Here is a 13,577-nt window from a genome sequence, read left to right on the forward strand (position 1 = left end):
CCGTCGTCAATCGTCCCGGAGGAAGCGGTCGATGAGGGGGGCGATCTCGGGGAGCTTGTCCTCCAGGGCGAAGTGGCCGGTGTCGAGCACGTGCAGCTCGGCGTCCGGCAGATCACGCAGGTAGGCGTGGGCCCCCGGCTCGGGGAAGAAGGCGTCGCCCCGGCCCCAGACGATCAGGGTCCTGGGCCGGTGCTCGCGCAGCCACGCCTGCCAGACCGGGTAGAGCTCGACGTTGGCGCCGTAGTTCTCGGCCAACGCCAGCTGGGCCTGCTTGCGGCCGGGCAGGTCGAGGAAGTGCTGGTCCAGGGTCCAGCCGTCGGGCGCGATCAGCGCGGCGTCGGCCACTCCGCCTTCGTACTGGCCGCGGGTCACCGGCAGCGAGAACAGCTCCTCCGTGGGATGCGGGATCAGCTGCCTGGCCAGGTCGGACAGGCCCTCTTCGTAGGCGTTGGCGTTCTGCACGATGAGGCCGGCGATCCACTCGGGGTGCCGGGTGGCCAGCCGGAAGCCGACCGGCCCGCCGAAGTCGAAGGCGTACAGCACGAAGCGGGTCAGCCCGAGCCGCTCGACGAAGCCCTCGACCACGTCGGCCAGCCGGTCGAAGGTGTACGTGAACCCCTCGGGCGTCTCGGTGTGCCCGAAGCCCGGATAGTCGGGGGCGATCAGCCGGTGCCGGTCGCCGAGCGCGTCCATCAGCCGCCTGTACTGATGTGAGCCCGACGGGAAGCCGTGCAGCAGCAACACCGGCAGCGCGTCGGCCGGGCCCGCCTCCCGGTAGAAGACCCGCACTCCGTCGACGTCCACGAACGCGTGCCGTACCTCGGGAATGTTCATTTCTAATGCCTCCAGTGCCTTCAAAGCATTAGTTATAGTCCTGGCTGGGACTCCAGGCAAGGCAGCTCACCGCACCATCCGGACCGCTCACCGATGACGCCCTCCGGGCGCTCCGGGCGGCGCGGGGACCGGCGACAGCCCAAACGCGGCGACGGCTCAGGCGGGCGGGACGGCAAGGGCTCAGGCGGGCGGGACGTCAGGGGCTCAGGCGTCGGGGGCGGCGGGGGCGGTCGAGCCGCGGACGATCAGCTCGGTGGCGAGCTCGACGTGGTGAGAGTCGATCTTCTCGGTGGCGGCCAGCCGCAGCGCCGTACGCAGGGCGACCTTGCCCATCTCCCGCAGCGGCTGACGGACCGTGGTCAGCGGCGGGGAGGCCCGCGGGGCGAGCTGGGTGTCGTCGAAGCCCACGATGCTCAGGTCCTCGGGAATGCGCAGGCCACGTCCCCGGGCGGCCTCCATGACGCCGAGCGCGGTCTCGTCACTGCCCGCGAAGATCGCGGTCGGCGCCTCCGGCAGGTCGAGCAGGGTAGCGGCGGCCGCCACCCCGTACGTGTACCGAAAGTGTCCTGTCTGCACATAGTCGGGCAGCACCGGCACCCCCTCGGCCTCCATGGCGGCCCGGTAGCCGTGCAGCCGCGCCTGGTTGCACGCGGCCGTCGCCGGACCGCCGATATAGGCGATGCGGCGGTGGCCGAGGGAGAGCAGATGCTGGGTGGCGGCCAGGCCACCCGCGAAGTTGGTCGATCCGACGCTGGTCATCCGGGCCCGCGGCAGGTTCAGCGGGTCGATCACCACCAGCGGCAGGTGCGCCCGCGACACCGCCGACAACTGCCCCGAGGTCAGCTCGCTGGTCACCGCGATCAGCGCCTTGCGGCCCGCGGCCATCAGATCACGGGCCCAGGCGGCGGTACGGTCCGAGTCCCGGCGGATGCTCACCACGACCCCGACGCCGACCTCGGCCCCGGCCTCCACCGCGCCCTGGATGATCTCGGTGGAGTAGGCGTTGAGATCCACGTCGAACTGCACCTCGACCGTGGACAGGGTCATGGCCTTCGCGCGTCGCGGCGACGGCGCGACATAGTCGTGCCGCTGCAGCAGCGACTGCACCAGCGAGCGGGTCGCCGGCGCCACGTCGCTGCGGCCGTTGAGCACCTTGGAGACCGTCGCGACCGACACCCCGGCCGATGCGGCGACGGTCGCCAGTGTGGCGCGCCTAGGACTGACCGGCATCTGCGCCCTCCTGTCGCCCGGCCGCCGCGGCCGGGCTCACGTCCACCGGGGTGATGAGCCGCCGGTCGTGCCCGACGGCGCGCGTCGGGCCGGTCAGCCGTACGACCCCCTGGCACGGCAGGTCGCCCGCCGAGGTGCCGACGAGCACCTCGACGTCCCCAGGCTCGACGATCCGCCGCAGGTCCCGCCCGGTGAAGGCGGTCCGGTCCGTGTGCACGTGGAAGCGTACGTCGGCGCTCTCCCCCGGCGCCAGCCGGACCCGCGCGAACCCGGTCAGCTGCTTGACCGGCCGGGTCACCTGGGCGAGGACGTCGTGCAGGTAGAGCTGCACGACCTCCTCACCGGCCCGCCCGCCGGTGTTGCGGACCCGTACGGAGGCGGTGAACTCGCCGTCGGTGGACACCTCGGTGTCGCTGATCCGCAGGTCGTCGACCTCGAACGTGGTGTAGGAGGTGCCGTGGCCGAACGGGAACAGCGGGGTCGGGTCGAGGTTGCTGATGCCCTTGCTATTGGCGCCCAACGGCGGCTGCAGGTAGGTGCCCGGCTGCCCGCCCGGCCCCTGAGGGATCTGTACGGGCAGCTTGCCCACCGGCTGGACGCGGCCGGACAGGACGCCGGCGATCGCCGCCCCGCCTTCCTCGCCGGGCATGAACGCCTGGACCAGCGCGGCGGCCTCGGCATGCACCTCGCCCAGGGCGTACGGACGGCCGGAGACGACCACCACGACGACGGGCGTGCCGGTGGCGGCGAGCTCGGCGAGCAGGTCCGCCTGCACGCCGGGCAGGCGCAGGTCGTCGGCGTCGCAGCCCTCGCCCGAGGTGCCCAGCCCGAACATGCCGGCCCGGTCGCCGACGACGGCGACGCACAGGTCCGACTCCCGCGCGGCGGCCACCGCGGCGGCGAAGCCGGAGCGGTCCCCGTCGCGCACGTCGCAGCCGCGCTCGTGCACGATGGCGCTGTCCGGCAGCTCCGTGCGCAGCGCGTCGAGGACGCTGGGCGCCTCGATGCCCATCCCGAGCTCGGGATGGCGGGGCAGCACGTGGTTGGGGAAGGCGTAGCAGCCCATGAAGGTGTGCGGGTCGTCCGCGCAGGGGCCGACGACGGCGATCCGGCCCGGGGCGGAGCGGCCCTCGCCGAGCAGGGGCAGCGTGCTGCCGGCGTCGAGCAGGATGACGGAGCGCTCGGCCATCTCCAGGGCGAGCTCGCGGTTGGCCCGCGAGTCCAGGTCCACGGTGGCGGCCCCGGTCACCGAGCCTTCCGGCGTCCAGTCCGGGTCGAGCAGGCCGAGCTCGACCTTCTGGGTGAGCAGGCGGCGCGCCGCCCGGTCCACCAGGGACTCGGGCAGCTCACCCCGGCGCACCCGCTCGACCAGGCCCTCGCCGAAACCGATGGTGTCGGGCAGCTCCACGTCGAGGCCCGCGGCGAGCGACAGGGCGCCGGCCTCGGCGACGTCGGCGGCGACCTGGTGCATCGAGGCGAGGAACGGGACCGACCAGTAGTCGGAGACGACGGTCCCGGTGAACCCCCACTCATCGCGCAGCAGGTCGGTGAGCAGCCAGGAGTCGGCCACGGCGGGGACGCCGTCGACGTCGGAGTAGGAGTTCATCACCGAGCGCGCGCCGCCGTGCGTGATGGCCGCCTCGAACGGCGGCAGGATCATGTCCATCAGCTCGCGGCGGCCCATCGAGACGGGGCCGTGGTTGCGGGCCGCCCGCGAGGCGGAGTAGCCGGCGAAGTGCTTGAGCGTGGCGATGATCCCGGCCTTCTCCAGGCCACGGACGTAGGCGGCGCCGAGCGTCGAGACGAGGTGCGGGTCCTCCCCCATCGTCTCCTCGACCCGGCCCCAGCGGTAGTCGCGCACCACGTCGAGCACCGGGGACAGACCTTGGTGCGCGCCCACGGCGCGCATGTCGCGCCCGATCGCGGCGGCCATCCGCTCGACCAGGTCGGGGTCGAACGTCGCGCCCCAGGCGATGGCCGCGGGATAGACGGTCGCCCGGTAGGCGGTGAAGCCGGTGAGGCACTCCTCGTGCACGATCGCGGGGACGCCCAGCCGGGAGCGCTCCACGATCGTGCGCTGCAGCCTGACCACCTCCGCGGCGCCTTCCTGCGCGCTCACCGGCCCGCTGCCGAACACCCGGGTCAAATGGCCGAGCCCGTCGCGCACCGCTTCTTCGAAAGGGACCGCCTGGGAGGCCGCGAACACGTCCTGCATCGGCGCGACGTTCTGCGTGCCGCCGGCGCCGGGATCAATGGCGGGCTCGGGTTTGTCCTCTTGGGCACGCATCGCGTTGCCGACCCAACGGCTGCCGAGCTGGCCCACCTTTTCCTCAAGGGTCATCTCCGCAAGGAGAGCATCGACCCGGGCGGCAACAGGAAGAGTAGGGTCCTGCCACGGGCGAAGCGCCCGGCCTGCCGGCGTGGTCGCGTCTAGAGCGGTCATCTGCTGCTCTCCTTTGGGCATGGTTCTCACCGCGGGTTTCGAAACATTTCGGCGCCGTGAGCAACCCGGGGCGGGAACCTCTCGACACCATATCGCCGGGACAACCCCCTGGCGGAAGTACCATACACGTGGTTTTCCCGAGACCTGTTCGAGACCCTGGGCAGGAGTCTTGACACACCAATTGCCGATACTTAGATTGGCGTGCCACAGTCTGTTTCGTAAATGTTTCAATAGCCGGCTCACTGAGGAGTGGACGAGCGGCATCGGGGGGTGCTGATCCACCGCCGGCCCGTTCGTAGATCAGCGAGCCGCGGCGAAGCCCCCGGCATACGAAGTACGGAGATCAGCGTGGAGCCCAGGACAACATCTCGTCGCAATTTCCTTGCCCTTTCCATGGGTCTGCCTCTGGGAGCCGCGCTCGCCGCGTGCGGCACTTCAGGCCCGAGCAGGCCCGGCGCCGAAGCGAGCAGCAGCGGCGGCGCCGCCGGTGCCGCCACCGCCACCTACTGGTACCTGTCGGTCCAGCCGCAGGAAGGCGTCCGCACCAGGGCGATGGAGCGGTTCAACAAGGCCAACCCCTCCGGCACCCTCAAGGGGACGACCTTCGCGAACGACGCCTTCAAGACCAAGATCAAGACGGCGATCGGCGCCGGCCAGGCCCCCACGCTCATCTGGGGCTGGGGCGGCGGCGGTCTGCGCAGCTACGTGCAGGCCGGCCAGGTCGAGGACCTCACGTCGTGGTTCGAGGAGAACGCGGCGGTCAAGGACAAGCTGTTCCCCTCCTCCTTCGGCGCCGCCACCATCGACGGCAAGATCTACGCGATGCCGTGCGAGACGATGCAGCCCATCGTCCTCTACTACGACAAGCGGGCCTTCGAGAAGATCAACGCCAAGCCGCCGGAGAGCTGGGCCGACATCATGGCCCTGGTGCCCAAGTTCAACGCCGCGGGCATCGCACCCTTCTCCCTCGGCGGGCAGTCCCGCTGGACGAACATGATGTGGCTGGAGTTCCTCTTCGACCGCCTCGGCGGCCCCGAGGTGTTCCAGGCCGTGTTCGACGAGCAGAAGGACGCCTGGAGCAACCCGATCGCCATCGACGCCCTGACCAAGATGCAGGAGCTGATCAAGGCCGACGGGTTCATCAAGGGCTTCTCCTCGATCACCGCCGACTCCAACGCCGACCAGGCGCTGCTCTACACCGGCAAGGCCGCCATGATGCTGCACGGCGGATGGTGCTACGGCAGCATGAAGGCCGACGGCGGCGACTTCGTCTCCGGTGGCCACCTCGGCTACATGAACTTCCCGCCGATCGAGGGTGGCAAGGGCGACCCCTCCAACACCGTCGGCAACCCCGGCCAGTACATGTCGATCTCCTCCAAGGCCACCCCCGAGGAGAAGGAGATCGCCAAGAAGTTCTTCGCCTCCGAGCTGGTGAGCGAGACGTCGGCCAAGGAGTGGGTCGCGACCGGCGCGGTGCCGGTCATCAAGGGCGCCGACAAGGAGTTCGCCACCTCTGAGGACAAGGACTTCCTGGGCTTCGTCTACAACACCGCGGTCAACGCCAAGGCGTTCGCCCAGTCCTGGGACCAGGCCCTCAGCCCGACCGCCGCCGAGGTCCTGCTGGACAACATCTCCAAGCTGTTCCAGCTGTCGATCACACCGCAGGAGTTCGCCACGAACATGAACGCGGTCATCGGCAAGTGAGCACGTTCGTGACATCCGCCACGGCCCCCAGAAAGAAGGGCCGTGGCGGCTCGCTCGGTTGGCTGGCCCTGCCGGCGCTGGCGTTCTTCCTCGCCTTCGCCGTGGTCCCGCTGGTCGGGGTCCTGTGGCTCAGCTTCACCACATGGGACGGCCTCGGCGAGATCCGGCTGACGGGACTCGACAGCTGGCACGCCGTCCTCGACAACCCGGGACTCATGCACTCGCTCTGGGTGACGTTCCTGGTGATGGCCCTGTCGTGGGCCTTCCAGACGCCGCTCAGCATCCTGCTCGGGGTGTTCCTGGCCGGTCGGCAGCGCTACCGCGCGGTGCTCGCGGTGGTCTACTTCATCCCCCTGCTGCTCAGCTCGGCCGCCATCGCGATCACCTACAAGGCGCTGCTCGACCCGAACTTCGGGCTCGGCGCGGGCCTGGGGATCGACATCCTGATCCAGGACTGGCTCGGCGAGCCGACCCTGGCCCTCGGCGTGGTGATCTTCGTGGTGTCCTGGCAGTTCATCCCGTTCCACTCACTGCTCTACCAGGGTGGCGTACGTCAGATCCCGCGCTCGATGTACGAGGCCGCGGAGCTGGACGGCGCGGGCCGGGTGCGCATGTTCTGGAGCATCACGCTGCCACAGCTGAAGTACACGATCATCACCTCGTCCACGCTCATGGTCGTCGGGTCGCTGACCTTCTTCGACCTGATCTACGTGATGACCGCGGGCGGACCGGGCGACGCGACCCGGGTGCTCGCGCTGGACATGTACAAGCGCGGCTTCCAGGCCAACCTCATGGGCCCCGCCAGCGTGATCGCCGTCATCCTCGTCGTGGTCGGCCTGCTTTTGGCGATGCTGCTGCGCCGAATCGGTGGCGGTAACAACAGTGACAGCCAGTTGGAAGGTGCCTGATATGGGGACGCCCGTAGCGACGCGCCCCAGAGAGAGCGCTCCCAGACAACATCGACGCCGCCGCAGCAACGTCCGGCCGACCAGCAACAAGAACTGGCTCGGCGGTGCGGCCGGGTGGATCTGGCTGCTGATCGTCGTCGTGCCGATCTACTGGATCGTCATCACCAGCTTCAAGTCGCAGAGCAACTACTACGCGACCAACCCGCTGGTGCCGCCGACCGAGCCGACCTTGGCCAACTACGTCATGGTCATCGAGTCGGACTTCCCGCTGTACTTCGTCAACAGCATCATCGTCACCCTCGGCGCGGTCGTCCCCGCGGTCGCCATCTCCTTCATGGCGGCCTTCGCGATCATCCGGGGCGGCAGAGGGCGGTTCCTGAAGTCGGTCAACTCGCTCTTCCTCATGGGCCTGGCCATCCCTCTGCAGGCGACGATCATCCCGGTCTACCTGATCATCATCCGGCTGAACCTGTACGACTCCCTGCTGGGGATGATCTTGCCGTCGATCGCCTTCGCGATCCCGCTGTCCGTGCTGGTGCTGTCGAACTTCATCCGGGACATCCCCAAGGAGTTGTTCGAGTCGATGCGGCTGGACGGCGCCACCGAGTGGGGAACCCTGTGGCGGCTGGCGTTCCCGCTCACCCGGCCCGCCGTGGTCACGGTGGCGATCTACAACGGGCTGACGATCTGGAACGGCTTCCTGCTGCCGCTGATCCTCACGCAGAGTCCGGACAAGCGGACCCTGCCGCTCGCTCTGGCGGCCTTCCAGGGCCAGTACAGCGTGAACGTGCCGGCCGTGCTCGCCTCGGTCCTGCTCACCACGCTGCCCATCCTGGTCATGTACATGGTCGGCAGGCGTCAGCTGCTCAGCGGTCTGACCGCCGGTTTCGGCAAGTGACGGCGGCCGTCCGCGTGCACCACGCGGACGGCCCGTCCAAGACTCCCTTTACATCCCTTGTGCTAAACATAGGGTCTATTAAGGGAGCCATTCATGGATCAGCTCACTCTCGGAGTCGTGTCGAAGTCACGCAAGGAGAACGAGCACCGGCTCGCCATTCACCCGCTGCACGTTGAGCGGATCGACGCGGACCTGCGCGCGCGCACCTACCTCCAACGCGGCTACGGCGAGCGGTTCGGCGTCTCGGACGAGCAACTGGCGTCCCTCGTCGCCGGGCTGCTGCCACGCGAGGAACTCGTGGCGCGGTGCGACGTCATCCTGCTCCCCAAGCCGCTGACCGAGGACCTGCGGGAGCTCCGGGAGGGGCAGGTCCTGTGGGGGTGGCCGCACTGCGTCCAGGACGAGCGGGTGACGCAGCTCGCGATCGACCGCCGGCTCACACTGATCGCCTTCGAGGCGATGAACCACTGGAAGAGTGACGGCACCTTCAACCTGCACGTCTTTCACAAGAACAACGAGCTGGCCGGCTACAGCTCGGTGCTGCACGCGCTGGCGCTCACCGGAACGACGGGCGACTACGGCCGGCGGCTGCGGGCGGTCGTCATCGGCTTCGGGGCGACCGGCCGAGGCGCGGTGACGGCCCTCAGCGCCCACGGCGTGAACGACGTCGATCTGCTCACCTTCCGCGACGTCGCCGCGGTGGCCTCCCCGATCCACTCCGCGCGCATCGTCAGCTTCGAGCACGAGGCCGACGACCCCAACCGCAGTTACGCGCTCACCGACGCGGGCCGGGTGCCGATGGCCGCCTTCATCGCCGACCACGACATCGTGGTCAACTGCGTGCTGCAGGACACCGATCATCCGCTGGTGTTCGTCACCGAGGAGGATCTGGCCGCCTTCGCCCCTGGCACCCTCATCGTCGACGTGTCCTGCGACGAGGGGATGGGCTTCAGCTGGGCGCGGCCCACGCCATTCACCGAGCCGATGTTCGAGGTGGGGGACAACGTCCACTACTACGCCGTCGACCACAGCCCGTCGTATCTGTGGAACTCCGCCACCTGGGAGATCAGCGAGGCGCTGCTCCCCCACCTGCGGACGGTGCTCGACGGCCGCAAGGCGTGGGACGAGGCCGACACCATCAACAAGTCCATCGAGATCCGCGACGGCGTGGTCCAGAACCCCGCCATCCTCTCCTTCCAGCACCGGTCGCCGGACTACCCGCATCCGCGCGAAGAGGACGCCGCCCCTGACCTCATGAATTTCTGAGGTCTCCGGTCCATTTCGCTGCCCGTCCAGCGCTCAACGAGCCGGTGGCCTTCAGCGCGTGGCTGTGCCTGGAGGAGTCCGACGAGGGGGAGCTCACGGCCGACCCGATCGCGCGGCGGCCTGGGCGCACGCCCGCGCCACCGCGCCGCCGCGCGCGGGTGAGTACGTGGCCGTCGGTGAGAGCCGGCCCTGTGGGCGGGTCAGACCTGGTCCAGCGGGACTGTGGGGTCGGCGAGTTTGGCCCGGTCGACGGGGCGGGCGGCGCGGATCAGCGCCTCGACCTGGTCGGTGACGTCCCAGATGTTGACGTTCATGCCGGCCGTGACCCTGTCGCCGTCGAGCCAGAACGCGATGAACTCGCGGGCGCCGAGATCGCCCCGGACGACCACGTCGTCGTTGTGCCCGGGGACGGCGAGGCCGATGTACTCCATCCCGAGGTCGTACTGGTCGGTAAAGAAGTAGGGCAGCTTGTCGTAGGCGGCCTCCTGCCCGAGCATCGAGCTGGCGGCGACGGCGGGCTGGTTGAGCGCGTTGGCCCAGTGCTCGACGCGGATGCGACTGCCCAGCACCGGGTGGTGGGCGCTGGCGACGTCGCCGACGGCGAAGATGTCCGGGTCCGAGGTGCGCAGGGCCGCGTCCACCACGATCCCGTCGTCCACCTCCAGACCGGCCTCGACCGCCAGGCCGGTGTTGGGGACGGCGCCGATGCCGACGATGACGACGTCCGCGGGCAGGTGCGTGCCGTCCGCCAGGCGGACCCCGTCGGCCTTGCCGCGGGCGCCGGTGATCTCGCTGACCCGGACGCCGAGCCGCAGGTCGACGTCGTGCTCGCGGTGCAGCCCGGCGAAGACGGAGGCGACCTGGGCGCCGAGGGCGCGCAGCAGCGGCTGCCGCTCGGCCTCCAGCACGCTCACCGCCACGCCGGCGGCGCGGGCCGCGGCGGCCACCTCCAGGCCGATCCAGCCGGCGCCGATGATCACCACGCGGGAGACGGTGGCCAGGGTGGCGCGCAGGCGCTCGCAGTCGTCCACGGTGCGCAGGTAGAGGACGCCGTCGAGGTCCGCGCCCGGCAGGGGCAGGCGGCGCGGCCTGGCGCCGGTGGCCAGCAGCAGCTTGTCGTAGCCGAGGCGCTCGCCCCGGGACAGGGAGAGCCTGCGCTCGGCACGGTCGATGCCGATCACCGTGGTGCCCTGGCGCAGGTCGATGTCGTGGGCGTCGTACCAGGCGGCGTCGTGGACGAAGATCTTGTCCCGCTCCGAGCCGCCCTGGAGGTAGTCCTTGGACAGCGGCGGGCGCTCGTAGGGCAGGTGGGGCTCGTCGCCGATCAGCACGAGCCGCCCGTCGTAACCCTGCTCACGCAGGGCCTCAGCGGCCTTGGCGGCGGCCAGGCCGCCACCGGCGATCACGAATGTCATGGTTGGGCTCCTGTCGGGTCGCGGACGGCTCCCCTCCATTTAACACCCATGCCGGTTGACAAAATAGCTAGTCATCGCGCCCGGATCCGGATATAACTAACAACTATTGGCTAAATTGGAGGTGGGAGCCATCCGTTCCCTCGCATCACCCCGACATGCCCCCGCCCAGGGGATGGACCTGGCCGCGGCCGAGCTCGCGGCCGAGCGGTTCCTGGCCGCCCTGGGCATCGACACCGACGCGGAGAGTCTGCGTGACACGCCTCGCCGGATGGCCCACGCCTACGCCGAGATGCTCACCCCACGACCTTTCGAGCTGACGACCTTCCCCAACGACGAGGGTTACGACGAGCTCGTCCTGGTCCGCTCGATCCCCGTCCGCTCGATCTGCGAGCACCACCTGCTGCCCTTCACCGGCGTGGCGCACGTCGGCTACCTGCCGGGCGAGCGGATCGTGGGCCTGTCGAAGCTGGCCAGGATCGTGGAGCACTTCGCCCGCCGCCCTCAGGTGCAGGAGCGCCTCACCAAGCAGGTCGCCGACTCGCTCCAGGACCGGCTGGCGCCTAGGGGCGTCGGCGTGGTCATCGAGGCGGACCACAGTTGCATGACCCTGCGCGGCGTCCAGGCGCCCGGCGCGATGACGGTCACCTCGACCCTGCTCGGCACGCTGCGCGACGACGCCCGCTCCCGCGCCGAGTTCTTCGCCCTCACCGGCCAGCCGGGCTCCGCCGCCCGCCCCTGACCACCCGGCCGCCCCTCCCCGCCCGGCGCTGCCGGGCGGGGCGGCGTCATGTCCGCCCCCGGCGCCTTTCACACCATCCCGTACCGCGGAGCAGCATCACCCTTTTGCCGTATTTTTCGTTAAAAGTCGGTAGATGGCGCGAGGTCGGCTGACAGGTCAGCAGAATGCCACGACACTGGGTTGATCACGGCGGATGCGACATAACAGGAGAAGCTCTCGTGACAGAGGAATCAGGCATTCCCGACCCGGCGCTTTCCCCCATCATCGACACCTCCGTGCCGCACTCGGCGCGGATGTGGAACTACTGGCTCGGCGGCAAGGACCACTACCCCGTCGATCGCGCGGCGGGCGACGAGTTCAGCCAGGCGTTCCCGGACATCGTGAACATCGCCCGCCTGTCCCGGCACCTGCTCGCCCGCGTCGTGCGCCATCTCGCCGCCGAGGCGGGGATCCGTCAGTTCCTCGACATCGGTACGGGACTGCCCACCGTGGACAACACCCACGATCTCGCCCAGCGGGTGGCCCCGGACTCGCGGGTGGTCTACGTGGACAACGACCCCCTGGTGCTGACGCACGCCCGCGCGCTGCTCATCGGCACCCCCGAGGGCGCCACCGACTACATCGAGGCCGACCTGCGCGACCCCGACGCGATTCTCGCCGCGGCGGCCAAGACGCTGGACTTCGACCGGCCGGTCGCGCTGATGCTGATGGGCATCGCGGGATACCTGAGAGACGGCGACGAGCCGTACGCGATCGTCGGGAGGCTGGTGGACGCGCTGCCTTCCGGCAGCTACCTGGCCATGTGGGACGGCGTCAACGTGGTCACCGGTGAGGCTCTGGAGGAGGCCCAGGAGGACTTCAACGAGGGGGCCGGCGCGCCCGCGCCCTACACCCTGCGCAGCCGCGCCGAGTTCAGCGCCTTCTTCGACGGGCTGGAGCCGGTGGAGCCGGGTGTGGTGTCCGTCCCGCTGTGGCGGCCGGACCCCGACCCGTTCGGCTCGCCGGCCGAGGTCGACGCGCTGTGCGGCGTGGCCCGCAAGCCGTAGGGGCTACAGCGCGGTCATGATCTCGCCCAGGATCGCGGGGGTGTCGGTCGCGGGCCGGGCGTGCATGCCCAGCTCGTTCATCAACTGCTGGTACGGATCGACGTCGGACTGCTTGGTGAGGTACTGGGCGCTCGCGATCTGCTCCATGTAGACCACGTCCTTCACCTCCGCCTCGGCGAAGCGGAGGATGGTGACGGAGCCGACGCCGCCGACGTTGCCGCCGTAGTCGAGCGGGAGCAGCTGGATGGTGACGTTCGGCCGTGCGGCCATCTCGCGGAGGTGGTCGAGCTGGGCGCGCATGACGGCGGCGTCGCCGACCCGGCGGCGCAGCACCGACTCGTCCATCACCACCCAGAGCCGGTGGGAGGTGGGGGGCGCGAGGATCCGCTGGCGGCGCATCCGCAGGGCGACCCGGGGCTCGACGCTCTCGGGTGCGTCCTCGTGGGCCCGTCCGAGGACCGCGCGGGCGTAGTCCTCGGTCTGCAGCAGGCCGGGCACGAACTGCACCGCGTAGGTGCGGATCAACGCCGCGTCCTGCTCCAGCCCCAGGTAGGTGTCGAACCAGTCGGGCACCGCGTCCCGGCACTCGTGCCACCAGCCCACGGCGTTGGCCCGCTCGGCCAGGATGAGCAGGGCCGAGCGCTCGGTCTCCTCGACCACCCCGTAGAGGCTGAGCAGGTCGGCCACGTCGCGCGCCTTGAACGTGCTGCGGCCCAGCTCCAGCCGGCTGATCTTGGAGTGCGACCCCCGGATGGCGTATCCCGCCGCTTCGCGGGTGATGCCCTGGGATTCGCGCATGCGGCGCAGTTGGGCGCCGACCAGGATACGCAGTGCCGTCGGCCCGGACTGGCGAGGATCCTTACCGGTATTTTCGGTCAGATCGCCCACGCTCCGAGCGTTCGGCATATGTGCTCCCATATCGGCAAAATTGATTTCCTATCCTTTGGTAATCCTGCCACGCCGGTTGGCAGGAATACCACGACCATGCCAGCACGACCGTTGCACTTTCATCTACCACGGCGGTGCCATTACCCTGCCCCTCTGTTTCGGCAGAAGCGCGAGCCGCACCTGAGGGCTTCCGGTTTCGATAGCCT

11 protein-coding genes are annotated in these 13,577 nt (G+C 69.7%); 6 read left to right on the top strand and 5 right to left on the bottom strand.

Features of this window, described 5'->3' with window-relative positions; all coding sequences use genetic code 11:
- Positions 1-6 precede the first annotated feature (6 nt).
- From OHA68_RS10845 to OHA68_RS10855, 3 genes are all read right to left on the bottom strand, one after another.
- Entirely contained in the window at positions 7-834 is an 828-nt protein-coding gene (locus OHA68_RS10845; RefSeq protein ID WP_327107510.1) for an alpha/beta fold hydrolase, read from the bottom strand.
- Between the two features lie 204 nt (positions 835-1,038).
- Positions 1,039-2,064, bottom strand: coding sequence for a LacI family DNA-binding transcriptional regulator (locus tag OHA68_RS10850; RefSeq protein WP_189137992.1), 1,026 nt, complete (start codon positions 2,062-2,064; stop codon positions 1,039-1,041).
- Positions 2,048-4,405, bottom strand: a complete 2,358-nt coding sequence (locus OHA68_RS10855) for a glycoside hydrolase family 3 N-terminal domain-containing protein (protein ID WP_327107511.1) — start codon at positions 4,403-4,405, stop codon at positions 2,048-2,050. The genes OHA68_RS10850 and OHA68_RS10855 overlap by 17 nt, the downstream gene beginning before the upstream one ends.
- Positions 4,406-4,900: 495 nt before the next feature.
- On the opposite strand from OHA68_RS10855, the gene OHA68_RS10860 reads away from it, so the two are divergent.
- The 4 genes from OHA68_RS10860 to OHA68_RS10875 all read left to right on the top strand — a co-directional run bounded on the left by OHA68_RS10860 (position 4,901) and on the right by OHA68_RS10875 (position 9,283).
- Entirely contained in the window at positions 4,901-6,211 is a 1,311-nt protein-coding gene (locus tag OHA68_RS10860; protein WP_327107512.1) for an extracellular solute-binding protein, read from the top strand.
- Positions 6,212-6,219: 8 nt separating this feature from the next.
- Positions 6,220-7,119 carry a carbohydrate ABC transporter permease gene (locus OHA68_RS10865; RefSeq protein WP_189137989.1) on the top strand — a complete coding sequence of 300 codons (900 nt, stop codon included), beginning with the start codon at positions 6,220-6,222 and terminating at the stop codon, positions 7,117-7,119.
- Position 7,120: 1 nt separating this feature from the next.
- On the top strand, positions 7,121-8,017 hold the full coding sequence (locus OHA68_RS10870) for a carbohydrate ABC transporter permease (RefSeq protein WP_327107513.1): 897 nt from the start codon (positions 7,121-7,123) through the stop codon (positions 8,015-8,017).
- Between the two features lie 93 nt (positions 8,018-8,110).
- Positions 8,111-9,283 (top strand): N(5)-(carboxyethyl)ornithine synthase, encoded by a 1,173-nt coding sequence (locus tag OHA68_RS10875; RefSeq protein ID WP_327107514.1) that lies wholly within the window; start codon positions 8,111-8,113, stop codon positions 9,281-9,283.
- Positions 9,284-9,483: 200 nt separating this feature from the next.
- Here OHA68_RS10875 and OHA68_RS10880 read toward each other — a convergent pair whose 3' ends face one another.
- A complete protein-coding gene (locus OHA68_RS10880; protein WP_327107515.1) occupies positions 9,484-10,698 on the bottom strand; it encodes an NAD(P)/FAD-dependent oxidoreductase in 1,215 nt (404 codons plus the stop codon).
- A gap of 172 nt (positions 10,699-10,870) precedes the next feature.
- Between OHA68_RS10880 and folE the strand changes: the two genes are divergently transcribed.
- Both folE and OHA68_RS10890 read left to right on the top strand, forming a co-directional pair.
- Positions 10,871-11,437, top strand: coding sequence for a GTP cyclohydrolase I FolE (folE, locus tag OHA68_RS10885; RefSeq protein ID WP_225277712.1), 567 nt, complete (start codon positions 10,871-10,873; stop codon positions 11,435-11,437).
- Between the two features lie 218 nt (positions 11,438-11,655).
- Positions 11,656-12,483, top strand: a complete 828-nt coding sequence (locus OHA68_RS10890) for an SAM-dependent methyltransferase (RefSeq protein ID WP_327107516.1) — start codon at positions 11,656-11,658, stop codon at positions 12,481-12,483.
- Between the two features lie 3 nt (positions 12,484-12,486).
- Here the strand turns inward: OHA68_RS10890 and OHA68_RS10895 are convergent, their stop codons facing one another.
- The gene (locus OHA68_RS10895; RefSeq protein ID WP_327107517.1) at positions 12,487-13,401 is read right to left on the bottom strand and encodes a helix-turn-helix domain-containing protein; all 915 of its coding nucleotides are present in this window, start codon (positions 13,399-13,401) and stop codon (positions 12,487-12,489) included.
- Between the last annotated feature and the right edge of the window lie 176 nt (positions 13,402-13,577).

Origin of the sequence: Nonomuraea glycinis (genome assembly GCF_035920485.1) — a bacterium.
Lineage (GTDB): Bacteria > Actinomycetota > Actinomycetes > Streptosporangiales > Streptosporangiaceae > Nonomuraea > Nonomuraea glycinis.

What these genes read in the sequence shown, in the direction of transcription:
- OHA68_RS10880 (WP_327107515.1), bottom strand. Translation starts at nt 10,698, where the DNA reads ATGACATTCGTGATCGCCGGTGGCGGCCTGGCCGCCGCCAAGGCCGCT.
- OHA68_RS10845 (WP_327107510.1), bottom strand. Translation starts at nt 834, where the DNA reads ATGAACATTCCCGAGGTACGGCACGCGTTCGTGGACGTCGACGGAGTG.
- folE (WP_225277712.1), top strand. Translation starts at nt 10,871, where the DNA reads ATGGACCTGGCCGCGGCCGAGCTCGCGGCCGAGCGGTTCCTGGCCGCC.
- OHA68_RS10870 (WP_327107513.1), top strand. Translation starts at nt 7,121, where the DNA reads ATGGGGACGCCCGTAGCGACGCGCCCCAGAGAGAGCGCTCCCAGACAA.
- OHA68_RS10875 (WP_327107514.1), top strand. Translation starts at nt 8,111, where the DNA reads ATGGATCAGCTCACTCTCGGAGTCGTGTCGAAGTCACGCAAGGAGAAC.
- OHA68_RS10850 (WP_189137992.1), bottom strand. Translation starts at nt 2,064, where the DNA reads ATGCCGGTCAGTCCTAGGCGCGCCACACTGGCGACCGTCGCCGCATCG.
- OHA68_RS10860 (WP_327107512.1), top strand. Translation starts at nt 4,901, where the DNA reads ATGGGTCTGCCTCTGGGAGCCGCGCTCGCCGCGTGCGGCACTTCAGGC.
- OHA68_RS10855 (WP_327107511.1), bottom strand. Translation starts at nt 4,405, where the DNA reads ATGACCCTTGAGGAAAAGGTGGGCCAGCTCGGCAGCCGTTGGGTCGGC.
- OHA68_RS10895 (WP_327107517.1), bottom strand. Translation starts at nt 13,401, where the DNA reads ATGGGAGCACATATGCCGAACGCTCGGAGCGTGGGCGATCTGACCGAA.